Origin of the sequence: Streptomyces sp. N50, assembly GCF_033335955.1 — a bacterium.
In the GTDB taxonomy this organism is placed as follows: domain Bacteria; phylum Actinomycetota; class Actinomycetes; order Streptomycetales; family Streptomycetaceae; genus Streptomyces.
This window is the reverse complement of sequence record NZ_CP137549.1, coordinates 4,604,589-4,619,699: the sequence shown is the minus strand read 5'-3', so window position 1 is coordinate 4,619,699 and position 15,111 is coordinate 4,604,589. Positions and strand designations below refer to the sequence as shown.

Sequence of the window (15,111 nt, the reverse complement as noted above, 5' to 3'; positions counted from 1 at the left end):
GACGCACCGGCACCGGCAACCCAATCCACCGTCACCGCTCCACCCCCGCCCCCTCCGCCACCCCGCCCACCCCGCCCAGCAGGCCCGGGCGTACCCCCAGCCCCATCGACGCGTCGAGCACCGCTCCGTGGAGGAGGGCGGCGAGGGGGCCGGTCAGGTGCCAGATCAGGTCGGCTATTTCCGTGGGGGCGATCAGGCGGCCTCGGGGGAGGGTCGATTCCAGGGTCGCGCGTTCCCGCGGGGTGAGGCCCGCGAGGGTGCTGGCCTCGAACATGGGGGTCTCCACCGCGCCGGGGCAGACGGCCACGACGTCGACGGGGTCGTGGACCAGTTCGGCGGCCAGGTGCCGGGTGAGGTAGGCGAGGGCGGCCTTGCTCATGCCGTCCGCGACCCGGAAGCCGGGGAACTGTGCGACGCCCCCGCCGACACTGGCGACGTTGACGATCGTGCCGCGGCCGCGCGCCCGCATCCCCGGCAGCAGCTGCTCCGTGAGCCAGAGCGGCCCCACCGCGTTGATCTGAAGGAACGCCGCGTCCTGGGTGTGGCCGGGTCCGGGGACGTAGTGCTCGACGGTCTTCGAGCCGACCGCCGCGTTGTTGACGAGCACGTCGACCGGTCCGGGCAGTTCCGCGACCAGGCGTTCATGGTCGGGCCACTCGCCCTGGCGGAACTCGAAGGCCCGCGCCGGATGCCCGCCGGTGCCGGCCAGTTCGGCGACCAGCCGGGCCGCGCGCTCGCGCCCCGAGTGGTACGTGAACCAGACGTGGTCACCGCCGCGCGCGAACCGCCGTACGCACGCGCGCCCGATCCCCGCCGAGCCGCCTGTGATGAGTACGTTCCGTGCCGCCGCCATACGGGCCCCCGTCGGTGTGCCGCGTCCGCTGTCTGACGGAACCGCACACTTCCAGCCAACCGGCACACGCCCACCGCGACACCGGGAACCCCGTCGACATCTCGTCGGATCGGGACCCGGACTTCAGCGACTGGCCCGCGGAGTCAGTCGCTCAGCCGTACATCCTGCGCATCGCGAACTCCACCATCTGCTCGACCGCCTTCGCGTCGAACACCATCCGGTGCTCGCCCTCCATGTCGACGACGAAGCCGTACCCGGTCGGCAGCAGGTCGATGACCTCGGCGCCGGTGATCACGAAGTACTTGGACTCCTTGCCGGCGTAGCGGCGCAGTTCCTTGAGCGAGGTGAACATCGGGATCACCGGCTGCTGGGTGTTGTGGAGCGCGAGGAAGCCCGGGTTGTCGCCGCGCGGGCAGTACACCTTGGAGGTCGCGAAGACCTGCTGGAAGTCCTCGGCCGCCATCTGCCCGGTGGTGAACGCGCGCACCGCGTCCGCGAGCGAGGGCGGCGACGGCTCAGGGTAGAGCGGCGGCTGCTGGCCGTAGCCGCCCACGCCGCCGGCCATCTGCTGCTGGGGCGGGACGTACCCCTGCTGAGCGCCCACGTTCTGGTCGTAGCCGTACATGCCCGCAAGAGTAACGAGTCACAGATGGACGGCTTGGGGTTGCGTCTTATTACCGGCGGGTAGCATCATCGTAGCTACTGCTTAGTACGAGTCTCGTTCTACATATCTTTCTACGGAGTCGTCGCCATGGGGCACTACAAGTCGAATCTCCGCGACATCGAGTTCAACCTCTTCGAGGTCCTCGGGCGCGACAAGCTGTACGGAACCGGTCCATTCGCGGAGATGGACACGGACACCGCGAAGAGCGTCCTGACGGAGCTGACCCGCCTCTCGGAGAACGAGCTGGCCGAGTCCTTCGCCGACGCCGACCGCAACCCTCCCGTCTTCGACCCCGAGACCAACACCGCGCCCGTACCGGCCTCCTTCAAGAAGTCGTACAAGGTGTTCATGGACTCCGAGTACTGGCGGCTCGGCCTGCCCGAGGAGATCGGCGGCTCCACCGCGCCCCGCTCCCTGATCTGGGCCTACGCGGAGCTGGTGCTCGGCGCGAACCCGGCCGTCTGGATGTACTCCTCGGGTCCCGCGTTCGCGGGCATCCTCTTCGAGGAGGGCAACGAGGTCCAGAAGCACATCGCGAAGATCGCCGTCGACAAGCAGTGGGGCTCCACCATGGTCCTCACCGAGCCCGACGCGGGCTCGGACGTCGGCGCCGGCCGCACCAAGGCCGTCCAGCAGGACGACGGCTCCTGGCACATCGAGGGCGTGAAGCGCTTCATCACGTCCGGCGAGCACGACATGTCGGAGAACATCCTCCACTACGTCCTCGCCCGCCCCGAGGGCGCCGGACCGGGCACCAAGGGCCTGTCCCTGTTCCTCGTCCCGAAGTACGAGTTCGACTTCGAGACCGGCGAGCTGGGCGAGCGCAACGGCGCCTACGCGACGAACGTCGAGCACAAGATGGGCCTCAAGGCCTCCAACACCTGCGAGATGACCTTCGGCGACCGCCACCCCGCCAAGGGCTGGCTGATCGGCGACAAGCACGACGGCATCCGGCAGATGTTCCGCATCATCGAGTTCGCCCGCATGATGGTCGGCACGAAGGCGATCTCCACCCTGTCGACGGGCTACCTGAACGCGCTGGAGTACGCCAAGGAGCGCGTCCAGGGCCCCGACCTGGCGAACTTCATGGACAAGACCGCGCCCAAGGTCACCATCACGCACCACCCGGACGTGCGCCGCTCGCTCATGACGCAGAAGGCCTACGCCGAGGGCATGCGCGCCCTGGTGCTGTACACCGCCGCGATCCAGGACGAGATCCAGGTCAAGGAGGCCTCCGGCGAGGACACCGCCGCCCTGGAGGCCCTGAACGACCTCCTCCTGCCGATCGTCAAGGGCTACGGCTCCGAGAAGGGCTACGAGCAGCTCGCCCAGTCGCTCCAGACCTTCGGCGGCTCCGGGTTCCTCCAGGAGTACCCGATCGAGCAGTACATCCGGGACGCCAAGATCGACACCCTGTACGAGGGCACCACCGCGATCCAGGGCCAGGACTTCTTCTTCCGGAAGATCGTCCGCAACCAGGGCGCCGCCCTCAACTCCCTCGCCGAGGACATCAAGAAGTTCCTCGCGCTGGGCACGGGCGGCGAGGATCTGGCGGGCGCCCGCGAGCACCTCGCCAAGGCGGCCGTCGAGCTGGAGGCCATCGTCGGCCTGATGCTGACCGACCTCGCGGCGACCGAGCAGGACGTCAAGAACATCTACAAGGTGGGCCTCAACACCACCCGCCTGCTGCTCGCCTCCGGTGACGTGGTCGTCGGCTACCTGCTCCTCAAGGGCGCGGCGATCGCCGCCGAGAAGCTGGAGACGGCGTCGGCCAAGGACAAGCCGTTCTACACCGGCAAGATCGCGGCTGCGAAGTTCTTCGCGGCCAACGTCCTGCCCGGTCTGACCCTCGCCCGGAAGGTGGCCGAGGGCGTAGAACTGGACCTGATGGAGCTGGACGAGGCAGCCTTCTAGACAGCCTCGCACCAGCCCCGCGTCAGCACCGCACCACGTTCCGGGACAGACCGGAACAGCTTCGCGAAACCCCACATCGCCCTTGCGAGGGCCCGCTCCCGGCGCCGGGAGCGGGCCCTCGTACGTCGTTAAGGTGAACCCCATGAGCGAACCCTCCCGCTTCGACCGCGGCCACACCGACGACCTGTTGTCCTTCCTGGCGGCGAGTCCCACGCCGTACCACGCCGTGGCGAACACCGCCGAGCGGCTGGAGAAGGCCGGATTCAGGCAGGTCGCCGAGACGGACGCCTGGGACGGCACGAGCGGCGGCAAGTACGTGCTGCGCGGTGGCGCGATCGTGGCCTGGTTCGTCCCCGAGGGGGCGGCCCCCCACACCCCCTTCCGCATCGTCGGCGCGCACACCGACTCCCCGAACCTGCGGGTCAAGCCGCGTCCCGACACCGGCGGCCACGGCTTCCGCCAGGTCGCCGTCGAGATCTACGGCGGCCCGCTGCTCAACTCCTGGCTGGACCGGGATCTCGGTCTGGCCGGCCGGCTGACCCTGCGGGACGGTTCGACGCGGCTGGTGAACGTGGACCGGCCGCTGCTCAGGGTGCCCCAGCTCGCCATCCACCTGGACCGTTCCGTGTCGGCGGACGGGCTCAAGCTGGACAAGCAGCGGCACCTCCAGCCGATCTGGGGCCTCGGCGACGACGTCCGCGACGGCGACCTGATCGCCTTCCTGGAGGAGGAGTCGGGGCTCGAGCCGGGCGAGGTCACCGGCTGGGACCTGATGACGCACTCCGTGGAGGCACCCGCCTACCTGGGCCGTGACCAGGAGCTGGTCGCCGCCCCGCGCATGGACAACCTGCTGTCCGTGCACGCGGGCCTCGCGGCCCTCGCGTCCGCCGCGGCCCGCGAGAACCTGCCGTACATCCCCGTGCTCGCCGGTTTCGACCACGAGGAGAACGGCTCGCAGTCCGACACGGGCGCGGACGGGCCGCTGCTCGGCGGGGTCCTGGAGCGCTCGGTGTTCGCGCGCGGCGGGTCGTACGAGGACCGGGCGCGGGCCTTCGCCGGGACCGTCTGCCTGTCCTCCGACACGGGTCACGCGGTGCACCCGAACTACGCGGAGCGCCACGACCCGACGCACCACCCGCGGGTCAACGGCGGACCGATCCTCAAGGTCAACGTCAACAACCGCTACGCCACGGACGGTTCGGGCCGCGCGGTGTTCGCCGCCGCCTGCGAGAAGGCCGGGGTCCCCTTCCAGACCTTCGTCTCCAACAACTCCATGCCCTGCGGCACGACGATCGGCCCGATCACCGCGGCCCGCCACGGCATCAAGACCGTCGACATCGGCGTGGCCATCCTCTCGATGCACAGCGCCCGCGAACTCTGCGGCGACCGCGACCCGTTCCTGCTGGCCAACGCGCTGGCCGCCTTCCTGGAGGGCTAGCCAACTCCCGCCCGGCGCATGGGTGTTGCTTCCCCGGGTACCCGGGGACGGACCGGGCCGACCGGACCGGACAGGGAGGCAACACTCATGGGCCTGGGCGGATGCATCATCCTCATCGCCGTCGGCGCGATCCTCACGTTCGCGACCGACTGGCACATGCAGGGGGTCAATCTCGACCTGGTCGGCGTCATTCTCATGGTCGTCGGGCTGATCGGGGTCGTGACGTTCAGCAGCATGGCCCGGCGCCGTCGTGTGGTGATACCGGGTCAGACGACCGTCGTCGAGGACGACGAGACGCGCGGCTACCGCGGCGGCTACGGCGCCTGAGCCACACCCGACCGGATCCCTCGGCGGTGGATACGTGGGCGTAGTCCGCACTCGGGCCGAATCGCCCGCACAGGACATCCACAGACAACCGTGAGCAATCCGTGACGCGGTGCGCATTGTGCGGTTGTGTGAACCTCGTGAAGACTTCGTGCAGTTGAGGGCCCGGGGAGAGGCAGCCCCGGGCCCGCTCACGATCTTCACGAGGGGGCCGCTGCCGTGCTCGAACCACGGCTGTCCGAGCCACGGCTGGTGGTCCTCATCCCGGCCCACAACGAAGCGGACCGCATCGGCGCCGCGATCGAGGGCCTGTGGCGCCAGACCCGCAAGCCCGACCTGATCGTCGTCGTGACGGACAACTGCACGGACGACACCGCCGCCGTAGCCGCGTCGCACGGAGCGGACGTCTTCGCCACGCAAGGCAACACCCACAAGAAGGCCGGCGCCCTCAACCAGGCCATCGACTGGGTCCTGCCCCACCTCGACGAACGCGACCTGCTCCTCGTCCAGGACGCGGACACCGTCCTCAACCCCTGGTTCAGCGAGACTGCGGCGGCCACCTTCAACCGCAAGGTCGGCGCCGTAGGAGGAGTCTTCTACGGCGAACCGGGCGGCGGATTCCTCGGCCTCCTCCAGCGGATGGAATTCCAGCGCTACGCCTGGGAGTTGAACCGCACCGGCGGCAAGGCCCAGGTCCTCACCGGCACCGGCACGATGTTCCGCGCCCGCGTCCTGCGCGAGGTGCGCCAGGCCCGCCTCGACGGTCTCATCGGCGGCGGCGACGGCTACTACAGCCTCGCCTCCCTCACCGAGGACGACGAGATGACCAAGGCGGTCAAGACCCTCGGCTACCGCGCCATGTCCCCGGCGGGCTGCGCGGTCACCACCGAGGTCATGACCAGCCTCCCCAAACTCTGGCACCAACGCCTCCGCTGGCAGCGCGGCGCCCTGGAGAACCTCCGCGACTACGGCTGGACCAAGGTCACCGCCCGCTACTTCCTCCAGCAGTTCCTGATGGGCTTCGGCGCCCTGTCCTTCCTGGTCTACCTGACCTTCATGGCCACCTACACGACGGTCTACGGCTTCCCGGGCATGTCCCCGTTCTGGACCGCGATCGGCCTGATCTTCGTCGTCGAGAAAACCGTCTCCGTCCGCCGCGCCGGACCCGTCGCGGTGCTGGTCGCCGCACTGATGATCCCCGAGATGCTCTACGACCTCTTCCAGCACGCCGTCTACTTCACCTCGCTGTGGGGGCTGGCCCACCGCAGCGAGGAGAAGTGGGTGGCGACCTAGCCCCACCCCACCCCCACCCCACCCCACCCCTCACACCGCAGGACGCTTGACCGGAACCCTTTAGGAGAAACGTTTATGTACGGAAGAGTTGTCGGCGCCGGAACGACCGGCGCCGGAGGTGCCACGCTGGCCGCGACGGGCCTGTGGATGAACAGCATGGCGATGATGGTGGCGGCGACGACGCTGGTGGCGGCGGGGATGGCGCTGTACAAGCTGGCGCCGAGGGCGCGGCGCCGCTGAGCCTGCCGGGTGTCTTTGTGGGCCCCGCTTCAGGCGTCCTGGTCGCCTCGGCCCTCTCGGTCGTCCATGCCGGCCAGGACGAGGGGAAGTCGGTCCGCCCCGCCCTCGGTGAGGCGGACCGGGACGCCCCAGTCCTGCTGGTGGACGTGGCAGGCGGGGTATTCTCCCCCAGTCTTCGACCGGGAGGTGCCCCCAGCCGGGTCGTCATCGCAGGAGGCGGCCATGGCGGAGACGTGCAACACGCCTTCCGTTACGGCCGAGTTGAGGGTCAGGGTGCGGTTCAGGTCCGTGCCCGCGCCCTCACCGCCGACGAGCAGCTCGGGCGGGGTGGCGGAGACGAGGAGCCGGGTCGAGGGGCCGTAGCGGGTGTCGAGTTTCTGCCCGGCCGGGGCCTGGAAGATGACGTCCAACTTCAGCTCGCCGGGGGCGACTTCGGTGGCCGCGCGCTGGGTGCGATGGGCGACGGACTCGACGCGTACGGCCTCCTCCGGCAGGTGCAGCCGGGTCAGCCGGTGCCGGGCGGACTCGACGACCAGGATGTCGTCGCCGACGAGCACGGCGTCGCTCGGCTCCCTCAAGTCCGTGGCCAGCGTGGTGACTTGACCGGTCGCGGGGTCGTAACGGCGCAGGGCGTGGTTGTACGTGTCGCTGATCGCGACCGAGCCGTCCGGGAGCGCGGTGACGCCCAACGGGTGCTGGAGCAGCGCCTGTTCGGCGGAACCGTCACGGTGCCCGAAGTCGAAGAGACCGGTGCCGACGGCGGTGTGGACGGCTCCGTCGAGGTCCACCCAGCGCAGGGCGGAGGTCTCGGAGTCGGCGAGCCAGAGTCGGTCGGGGGTGGCGGCGAGTCCGGAGGGCTGGGCGAACCAGGCGTCGGGGGCGGGGCCGTCGACGAGGCCTTCGTTGGTGGTGCCGGCGGTGACGGCGACGGTGGCTTCGGTGGGGTCTGCGGGGTCTGCGGGGTCGTAGGCCCAGAGTTGGTGCACGCCGGCCATGGCGATCCACACCTTGCCCTGCCACCAGGCCACGTCCCACGGGGACGAGAGGCTGACCTCGCGGGCGGGACCCGAGGTGGGCTCGCCCTGCATCCACTGGCGGCCGGTGCCCGCGAGGGTGGTGACGGCGCCGGTGGTGAGGTCGAGCCGTCGTAGCGCGTGGTTCACGGTGTCGGCGACGACGACGGAGCCGTCGTCGAGGAGGGCGAGGCCCTGGGGTTCGTTGAAGGTGGCGGAGTCGGCCGGACCGTCGTGCAGGCCGCGCGCGCCGGAACCGATCCGCCGGACGACGCTCTCCCCGTCCGCCGCCAGCTCCACCAGCTGGTGCCGGGTGGTGTCGCTGACGAGGAAGGTGCCGGTGGGCAGGGCCAGCGCCTTGCCCGGGAAGCGCAGGACCGTCGGCTCCGGCTCCGGGGCCACGTACGGGCCGTCGCCGCGCCGTAGCGTGCCCTTCGCCGTGTGCTCGGTCTCCAGTTCCTCCACCAGGCGCTCGATGGCGTGCGCGTGGCCCTCGCCCGCGTGCTGTGCGACGACGTAGCCCTCAGGGTCGATGACGACGAGCGTGGGCCAGGCGCGGACGGCGTACTGCTTCCAGGTCGCCAGCTCCGGGTCGTCGAGGACCGGATGCTCGACGCCGTACCGCTCGACCGCGTCCACGACGGCCTGGTGCTCGGCCTCGTGCACGAACTTCGGCGAGTGCACGCCGATGATCACGACCGTGTCCCGGTGCTTCTCCTCCAGCTCACGGAGTTCGTCCAGGACGTGCAGGCAGTTGATGCAGCAGAAGGTCCAGAAATCTACAACAACACACTTACCCCGTAGCTCCGCGAGCGTCAGGTTCTTGCCCCCCGTGTTGAGCCAGCCGCCTTTGCCGATCAGCTGGGGGGCACGGACGCGTACACGGCGCGGGGCGGGGGAGGCAGCGTTCATTCATCAAGGGTGCCATCTCTGGTTCGAGGACCCTGAGGCACTCCTACGCGGGAAACAGCGTCCAGCGACACCGCCCACTCACGCCCACCGCCTTCCGGCCGGTCGGCGGGATCTTCGTAGTCCTTGATCACGTCACGCAGAATGCCGACGCGCCCGGTGTCGTCCTGGACCCGGTTGCCGACGCCCGCCGCTGTGACCACTCAGTGTGAACTCCGCTCCGCAGTAAGAGTGTCCAGGCAAGGCAACCACTCAGAAGCTGTCGGCCGGTCGCTCCTGCAAGCCATCGGCGAATTAGCTCGGATTGCCGGACGGATCACGAGTGACGCCGGACAGCACGCGGAAGCCGAACATGTCTGTCGGCTCGGTCCGTCGGCAGTACACACGGCAGGGGACGTGCCCCTTGCAGGCAACTTGCTGGTGTCACTGGTCTACCAGCGAACGAACAAGGGCGACGCACGGAAGGTGTGCCATGGCAGGCACGGCCCTGGAAAACGCCAGTGAAGCCCCACCCCGGGCACGCGAGCGAAACCAGGACGGGACACGGCGGGGAGGGCGAGCCTGCCTACCTACCTGTATTGGGTGGGCGCCGGGGAACTCCAATGGATGGAGGCCAAGGCTCTGCAATGCCGACAGCGCCGCCGACCTTGCCGTTTCATCGTCTGCCACGGCAATGTCCGTCGCGCTTCGCCGCACGGCGGCATCCGTGCCCGTCCGCCCGGCAGGGAACTCGAACCGACTCACACAATCAACCTCTTGACACGCGTACTTGCTCTCGATGACCTCTGCAACCCAGAGAGCCGCTACGTTCGGGCGCAGGACCGAGGGAGCACCACCCCCCCCTCCTCCGGGGACCGATATACCCCGAGAGCTTCTGGTGCGCACCAAAGCGCTTGTCCATTGCAGCGAAGAGATTGCGCTTGCCCGACACCGCGCCCAGCGAACGGCCCACCACCAGGGACTTCCCAACAACGGGCCGCGAACGGCGCTCAAACAGACCTAGGTGGTACCTTCCGCCTCCGGCATCTCGGCCCAGCGAATCCGGATGCGCTGCTCAGGAACAATCCTCTGGCCACGCTTGCCCTTGCTGACTTCCACCCGATCGATCGCCAGTGACAACCGGTCGCGCCGATCGTCGTTCGTCGCTTGCGACCACGCTTCTCGAAGAAGAACACTGTCGAGCATCGGAGACACGTCCACAGACGGTACGGGCAGCTTGTCAAAGTCGTTTCGCAGGCCCTCGATACGGCTCCGAAGCCGCTCCGCGAGCCGGTTGTAGCGGTCTACAGCCGCAGCATCCTTGAACTCGCCGCGCACGTATCGCGCGTCTTCGAGATCCGCCAACCGGGTTTCCTCGTCCTGGACTTCGGCAGTGATCGCGTCACGCTTCGCGAACGTCTCCGGGTCAACTCGATGTACCCAGCGATCCGCGATCGCGATGAGCAGCGGATCATCAGGTTCGAGGGCTGGAAGCTTGGTGAGGAAGCGTCCCGTCACGTAACCGTCCACAACGTCAGCCATCGCCGAGGCACCGATGCACTGGTTTCCCGCGCGACGTGCCATGCACTGATAGCTGTTGCCCACGCGGTGCATACGGCGTCCGCAGCCCGGCACACCGCAGAACACCAAGCCCGTGAGCAACGCCGTTCCCTCCGGCTTCGGTCGACGCTTGCCCGCGTGTACGAAGGTACGTGCCTCAAGTTGGCGGATGATGCGATCCCTCTCGCCAACCGTAATGATCCCCTCTCCGATGTCCACGGTTTCGAGGGTCTCGGGGTCCCGGTACGGGAAAACCCTGCTCGTGTAATTCCGTTCCCCATCCTCCGTCTCAATGCTCTCCGTCTCGGGCATCACGCCGGCGAAAGCCGGGGAGCGCAGAAGCTGCATGATGCTCGCCGCGTTCCACTGTCCACCGCGCGGGGAGAGGATCTCGTACTCGTTGAGAAGCCGGGCGATGTTAACCAAAGACATACCGGCCAACGCCTCGTCTGCGATCAGACGGGCGTAAACGGCGTACTCAGGGTCATGGATCAGCTTCTTGGTCTTCTGGTCCACCTTGAGCCCGTACGGAGGCTGTCCACCGATCCATTGTCCTTTGCTGCGCAGATAGCGTTTCGCATGCCCGACCCGCGTACCCAGGTTCTTGGACTCCGACCGGGCGAGTTCGGCGAGCATCGCGACGACCATGCGCGCAGAGTCGTTGGAGGTGTCGAGCCCATCGACTACCGAGACGAGACGGCCCCCTGCCTTCTCGATGTCGTCAAGCACCTTCCCGACCTGACCGATGCCCTTGCGCGACAGCCGATCCAGCTTCCAGACGATCAGGGTGCCGACAACCCCGGCCGTGACGGCCGCGAGAGCGGCATCGAATCCCTTGCGCTCAACGGCCTTGTAGCCGGAGCGCCCCCTGTCTATGTGAACCTTGCGGACCGAGAGGCCGTTGCGTTCGGCCCATGCACGGCAGTCGGCTTCCTGCCGTTCGATTGCGGTCTTGCCATCTCGGTCGAGAGAAAGGCGCAGGTACAGGTCACAGATCGCGTCTTGGTGCACCAATTGATTATCACCAGAAGTTCAGTGTTTCGTTGTGAACTCCTAGAAATCCAGGAAACTGATATATCCCGGCAGATCGCCACTGCCAGTCACGCCAGCGAATGCCCCGTCGTCACGTCCACATGGTCCGGTACGGCCCCGTGCTGATCGCCGACCGTGAGCGTGCCGGTCGGTTCGAGGAGGAGGATCTCGGTCGGGACCGGGGCGTACGGCTTGTGTTCCGTGCCCCGGGGGACCGTGAAGACGCTGCCCTTGGGGAGGACGACCGTGCGCTCCCCCGAACCCGAACCCGAGCCCGCCGACTCCCGTAGGGCGATATGCAATTCACCCTCCAGGACCAGGAAGAACTCGTCGGTGTGGTCGTGGGTGTGCCAGAGGTGTTCGCCCTCGACCTTCGCGACGCGTACGTCGTAGTCGTTGACGGTGGTGACGATGCGGGGGCTCCACCGGTCGGTGAAGGACGCGAGGGCGGCAGAGAGCGCGATGGGTGCGATGGATTCCATGCGGTCAGCGTGCGCGGTGTCGTACCCGGCGTACGAGTGCTAGGAATCGCACATGCCGCAAGGATCCTCTCAGCGACCGCAACCCCGCCCCCGCACTCCGCACCGCGTCGCCGTCATCGTCGACGAGGGCACCAACCCCTTCGAAGTCGGCGTAGCCACCGAGCTGTTCGGGCTCCCTCGGCCCGAACTCACGCTCCCCGGGCCGCTGTACGAGGTCCTGGTGTGCACGCCCACGCCCGAGGTGCGGATGAACCACGGGTTCTTCACCCTCACCGGGGCGCGCGGTCTCGACGCAGTCGATACGGCGGACACCCTCGTCGTACCGGGCCGGCCCGACAACGTCGTACCGCGCGGGGCCGCCGTGCTCGACGCCATCCGGCGCGCCCACGCGCGCGGGGCGCGTGTCATGAGCCTGTGCACCGGGAGTTTCGCGCTCGCCGAGGCGGGGTTGCTGGACGGGCGCCGGGCGACCACGCACTGGATGTGGGCCGACCGTTTCCGCGCCCTGCACCCGCGCGTGCGGCTCGAACCGGACGTCCTCTTCGTGGACGACGGGGACATCCTCACCGCCTCCGGGAGCGCCGCCGCGCTCGACCTCGGGCTGCATGTCGTGCGGCGGGACCATGGCGCCGAGATCGCCAACGCGGTGTCCAGGAGGCTGGTCTTCGCTGCCCATCGGGACGGTGGGCAACGGCAGTTCGTGGAGCGGCCGTTGCCCGATGTACCCGACGAGTCGCTCGCGCCGCTGCTCGCGTGGGCGCAGGAGCGGCTGGGGGAGCCGTTGACGGTGGCCGGGCTGGCCACCCGCGCCGCCGTCTCCCCCGCGACCCTGCACCGGCGCTTCCGGGCGCAGCTGGGCACGACGCCGCTGGCCTGGCTGACCGGGGAGCGGGTGGCGCTGGCCTGCCGGTTGATCGAGCGGGGTGAGGAGCGGCTCGACGTGGTCGCCGCGCGGTGCGGGCTCGGCACCGGTGCGAATCTGCGCGTACGACTGCGGAAGGAGACCGGATTGAGCCCGTCGGCCTATCGGCGGCGTTTCGGACCGGCTGCCGGGGAAGCCGTAATGTCATGAGATTCCTCGTACGCGATCGCATCCTCGGCTTCGGTGAGGATTACTGGATCGAGGACCAGAACGGCAACAAGGTGTTCCTGGTCGACGGCAAGGCCATGCGCATCCGGGACACCTTCGAGCTGAAGGACACGCACGGGCGCGTGCTCATCGACATCCACAAGAAGATGCTCGCCCTGCGCGACACGATGGTCATCGAACGGGACGGTGAGCCCCTGGCGACCATCAAGCACAAGCGGTTCTCCCTGCTGCGCAACCACTACAAGGTGTCCCTGGTCGACGGCACCGAACTCGACGTCAGCGGCAAGATCCTGGACCGCGAGTTCGGCGTCGACTACGACGGCGAGCTGCTCGCGCAGATCTCCCGGCGCTGGCTGCACATCCGGGAGACCTACGGCGTCGACATCGTCCGGGAGGACGCGGACGCGGCGCTGCTCATCGCGGTGGCGGTGTGCGTGATCCACCTCGCGGAGAAGGAGCGGGAGGACTGACGCCCTGACGGAATCCGCTTCTCACCCGGCGCGATGCGGACGCTCAAGGCCCAGCACCCGGTCCTTGAGCGCCGGGAACTGTTCCCTCGTCACGGCCACCTTCGCCGGGTCGAAGTCCACCGTGAGGATCTCCTCGCCCGCGCCCGCCTGGGCGAGGACCTCGCCCCAGGGGTCGACCACGATCGAGTGACCGGCCTGGGGAACTCCGGCGTGCGTACCGGCCGTTCCACATGCGAGGACGAAGGACTGGTTCTCGATCGCCCGGGCCTGGGCGAGGAGGGTCCAGTGGGAGCGGCGGCGTTCGGGCCAGCCCGCGGGGAGGACGAGGGTCTCGGCGCCGGCGTCGACGAGGCCGCGGAAGAGTTCGGGGAAACGGAGGTCGTAGCAGGTGGCAAGACCCAGCACCGTCTCGGGGAGACGGACCGTCATCAGCTCGCTGCCCGCGCCCATCAGTACGGCCTCGCCCTTGTCGAAGCCGAAGCGGTGGATCTTGCGGTAGGCGGCGGCCAGTTCACCGGAGGGGGAGAAGACGAGGGACGTGTTGTAGAGGGGGCCGTCCGGGTCCCGTTCCGGGATCGAGCCCGCGTGCAGCCACACGCCCGCGTCGCTCGCCGCCTTGGCCATCGCCTCGTAGGTCGGGCCGCTGTCGAGAGGCTCCGCCTCCTCGGCGAACCGCTCGTAGGCGAACGCACCCGTCGTCCACAGCTCCGGCAGGACGACGAGATCGGAACCGGCTTGCTCGCGGACGAGGGACGCCACCCGAACCCTGCGGGATTCGACCGATTCGCCCTCGTCTACGGCGATCTGGATGAGGGAGGCGCGCACACTACCACCGTCCTGGCATTCGAGCCGTTCACACGGGCCTACGATCGTCACACGAAAGCACTGCCGGGGTGCCTCACAGCAGCGTAACTTAGCGTTCCAAGACGCCCGCCGACAGCCACCTCCCGCTGGCAACGACGCCTGCCACCCGACCTGTACCGACCTGTACCGACCGCCGAGGGGTCCCGTTCCGTGAGTCTGCATCCCACTCTCCAGCCCTACGCCGACGCCTGGACCCACTCCATCGACGCGATATCCGAGCTGGTCACCCCGCTCGCGGAGGGGGAGTGGAACCGGCGAACGCCGTGCCCGGGCTGGTCGGTGCGTGACGTGGTCTCCCATGTCATCGGGCTGGACAACGAGATGCTCGGCGACCCCCGCCCCATCCACACCCTCCCCCGCGACCTCTACCACGTCACGAACGAGCACCAGCGGTACATGGAGATGCAGGTCGACGTACGCCGCCACCACACGTCGCCGGAGATGACGTCGGAGCTGGAGTACACGATCATCCGCCGCAACCGCCAGCTGCGGAACGAGTCGCGCGACCCCGGCACGAAGGTGCGCGGCCACGTCAGCACCGAGGTCACCCTCGAAGAGTCGATGCGGAACCACGCGTTCAACGTGTGGGTGCACGAGCAGGACCTGCGCACCGCCCTCGGCCGCCCCGGCAACCTGGACTCACCCGGCGCGCACATCGCCCGAGACGTGCTCCTCGCCGCGCTCCCGAAGGTCGTCGCCGACGACTCGGGCGCCCCGCGCAGTTCGGCGGTCGTCTTCGACGTACACGGTCCGATCGAGTTCCTCCGTACGATCCGCGTCGACATCCAGGGCCGCGGCACCCTGGAGACGGCCCCCGCGCTCGGCCCGGCCGCGACCCTCATCCTCGACTGGGAGACGTACGTACGGCTGGCCTGCGGGCGGGTCACCGTCGACTCGGTGTCGGACAAGGTCAAGGCGGACGGCGATCCGGAGCTGTCCGCTTCGATACTGCGGAACTTCGCCGTCACCAAATAGCGGTCTCCAAG

The 15,111-nt window shown here is 68.6% G+C and carries 14 protein-coding genes; 8 read left to right on the top strand and 6 right to left on the bottom strand.

Features of this window, described 5'->3' with window-relative positions:
• Window positions 1-31: 31 nt before the first annotated feature.
• Window positions 32-853: an SDR family NAD(P)-dependent oxidoreductase gene (locus R2B38_RS20525; RefSeq protein ID WP_318017518.1), complete on the bottom strand. Its 822-nt coding sequence runs from the start codon at window positions 851-853 to the stop codon at window positions 32-34.
• Between the two features lie 151 nt (window positions 854-1,004).
• A complete protein-coding gene (locus R2B38_RS20520; protein WP_019073480.1) occupies window positions 1,005-1,478 on the bottom strand; it encodes an SseB family protein in 474 nt (157 codons plus the stop codon).
• Window positions 1,479-1,604: 126 nt separating this feature from the next.
• Here R2B38_RS20520 and R2B38_RS20515 point away from each other — a divergent pair, with 126 nt between their 5' ends.
• From R2B38_RS20515 to R2B38_RS20495, 5 genes are all read left to right on the top strand, one after another.
• Entirely contained in the window at window positions 1,605-3,431 is a 1,827-nt protein-coding gene (locus tag R2B38_RS20515) for an acyl-CoA dehydrogenase (protein ID WP_318017517.1), read from the top strand.
• Window positions 3,432-3,573: 142 nt separating this feature from the next.
• A complete protein-coding gene (locus tag R2B38_RS20510) occupies window positions 3,574-4,869 on the top strand; it encodes a M18 family aminopeptidase (protein WP_318017516.1) in 1,296 nt (431 codons plus the stop codon).
• Window positions 4,870-4,956: 87 nt separating this feature from the next.
• The gene (locus R2B38_RS20505) at window positions 4,957-5,196 is read left to right on the top strand and encodes a DUF6458 family protein (RefSeq protein WP_033285325.1); all 240 of its coding nucleotides are present in this window, start codon (window positions 4,957-4,959) and stop codon (window positions 5,194-5,196) included.
• Window positions 5,197-5,412: 216 nt separating this feature from the next.
• Entirely contained in the window at window positions 5,413-6,486 is a 1,074-nt protein-coding gene (locus tag R2B38_RS20500; RefSeq protein ID WP_411978481.1) for a glycosyltransferase family 2 protein, read from the top strand.
• 75 nt (window positions 6,487-6,561) lie between these two features.
• Window positions 6,562-6,726 carry a hypothetical protein gene (locus R2B38_RS20495; protein ID WP_199811102.1) on the top strand — a complete coding sequence of 55 codons (165 nt, stop codon included), beginning with the start codon at window positions 6,562-6,564 and terminating at the stop codon, window positions 6,724-6,726.
• A gap of 29 nt (window positions 6,727-6,755) precedes the next feature.
• On the opposite strand, the gene R2B38_RS20490 is transcribed toward R2B38_RS20495, so the two are convergent.
• The 3 genes from R2B38_RS20490 to R2B38_RS20480 form a co-directional block, all read right to left on the bottom strand.
• Complete coding sequence (locus R2B38_RS20490; protein WP_318017515.1) at window positions 6,756-8,651, bottom strand: NHL domain-containing thioredoxin family protein; 1,896 nt, start codon at window positions 8,649-8,651, stop codon at window positions 6,756-6,758.
• Window positions 8,652-9,647: 996 nt separating this feature from the next.
• On the bottom strand, window positions 9,648-11,198 hold the full coding sequence (locus R2B38_RS20485) for a recombinase family protein (RefSeq protein ID WP_318017514.1): 1,551 nt from the start codon (window positions 11,196-11,198) through the stop codon (window positions 9,648-9,650).
• Window positions 11,199-11,287: 89 nt separating this feature from the next.
• Complete coding sequence (locus tag R2B38_RS20480) at window positions 11,288-11,701, bottom strand: cupin domain-containing protein (RefSeq protein WP_318017513.1); 414 nt, start codon at window positions 11,699-11,701, stop codon at window positions 11,288-11,290.
• 52 nt (window positions 11,702-11,753) lie between these two features.
• Here R2B38_RS20480 and R2B38_RS20475 point away from each other — a divergent pair, with 52 nt between their 5' ends.
• Both R2B38_RS20475 and R2B38_RS20470 read left to right on the top strand, forming a co-directional pair.
• Window positions 11,754-12,773, top strand: a complete 1,020-nt coding sequence (locus R2B38_RS20475; protein WP_318017512.1) for a GlxA family transcriptional regulator — start codon at window positions 11,754-11,756, stop codon at window positions 12,771-12,773.
• Complete coding sequence (locus tag R2B38_RS20470; RefSeq protein ID WP_317770539.1) at window positions 12,770-13,261, top strand: LURP-one-related/scramblase family protein; 492 nt, start codon at window positions 12,770-12,772, stop codon at window positions 13,259-13,261. The genes R2B38_RS20475 and R2B38_RS20470 overlap by 4 nt, the downstream gene beginning before the upstream one ends.
• 21 nt (window positions 13,262-13,282) lie before the next feature.
• On the opposite strand, the gene R2B38_RS20465 is transcribed toward R2B38_RS20470, so the two are convergent.
• Window positions 13,283-14,086, bottom strand: a complete 804-nt coding sequence (locus tag R2B38_RS20465; protein ID WP_318017511.1) for a carbon-nitrogen family hydrolase — start codon at window positions 14,084-14,086, stop codon at window positions 13,283-13,285.
• Window positions 14,087-14,275: 189 nt separating this feature from the next.
• On the opposite strand from R2B38_RS20465, the gene R2B38_RS20460 reads away from it, so the two are divergent.
• Window positions 14,276-15,100 carry a maleylpyruvate isomerase family mycothiol-dependent enzyme gene (locus tag R2B38_RS20460; RefSeq protein WP_318017510.1) on the top strand — a complete coding sequence of 275 codons (825 nt, stop codon included), beginning with the start codon at window positions 14,276-14,278 and terminating at the stop codon, window positions 15,098-15,100.
• Window positions 15,101-15,111: the final 11 nt, after the last annotated feature.

Coding starts and splice junctions, on each gene's coding strand:
- R2B38_RS20495 (WP_199811102.1), top strand. CDS start 6,562: ATGTACGGAAGAGTTGTCGGCGCCGGAACGACCGGCGCCGGAGGTGCC.
- R2B38_RS20510 (WP_318017516.1), top strand. CDS start 3,574: ATGAGCGAACCCTCCCGCTTCGACCGCGGCCACACCGACGACCTGTTG.
- R2B38_RS20525 (WP_318017518.1), bottom strand. CDS start 853: ATGGCGGCGGCACGGAACGTACTCATCACAGGCGGCTCGGCGGGGATC.
- R2B38_RS20475 (WP_318017512.1), top strand. CDS start 11,754: ATGCCGCAAGGATCCTCTCAGCGACCGCAACCCCGCCCCCGCACTCCG.
- R2B38_RS20470 (WP_317770539.1), top strand. CDS start 12,770: ATGAGATTCCTCGTACGCGATCGCATCCTCGGCTTCGGTGAGGATTAC.
- R2B38_RS20505 (WP_033285325.1), top strand. CDS start 4,957: ATGGGCCTGGGCGGATGCATCATCCTCATCGCCGTCGGCGCGATCCTC.
- R2B38_RS20490 (WP_318017515.1), bottom strand. CDS start 8,651: ATGAACGCTGCCTCCCCCGCCCCGCGCCGTGTACGCGTCCGTGCCCCC.
- R2B38_RS20520 (WP_019073480.1), bottom strand. CDS start 1,478: ATGTACGGCTACGACCAGAACGTGGGCGCTCAGCAGGGGTACGTCCCG.
- R2B38_RS20515 (WP_318017517.1), top strand. CDS start 1,605: ATGGGGCACTACAAGTCGAATCTCCGCGACATCGAGTTCAACCTCTTC.
- R2B38_RS20480 (WP_318017513.1), bottom strand. CDS start 11,701: ATGGAATCCATCGCACCCATCGCGCTCTCTGCCGCCCTCGCGTCCTTC.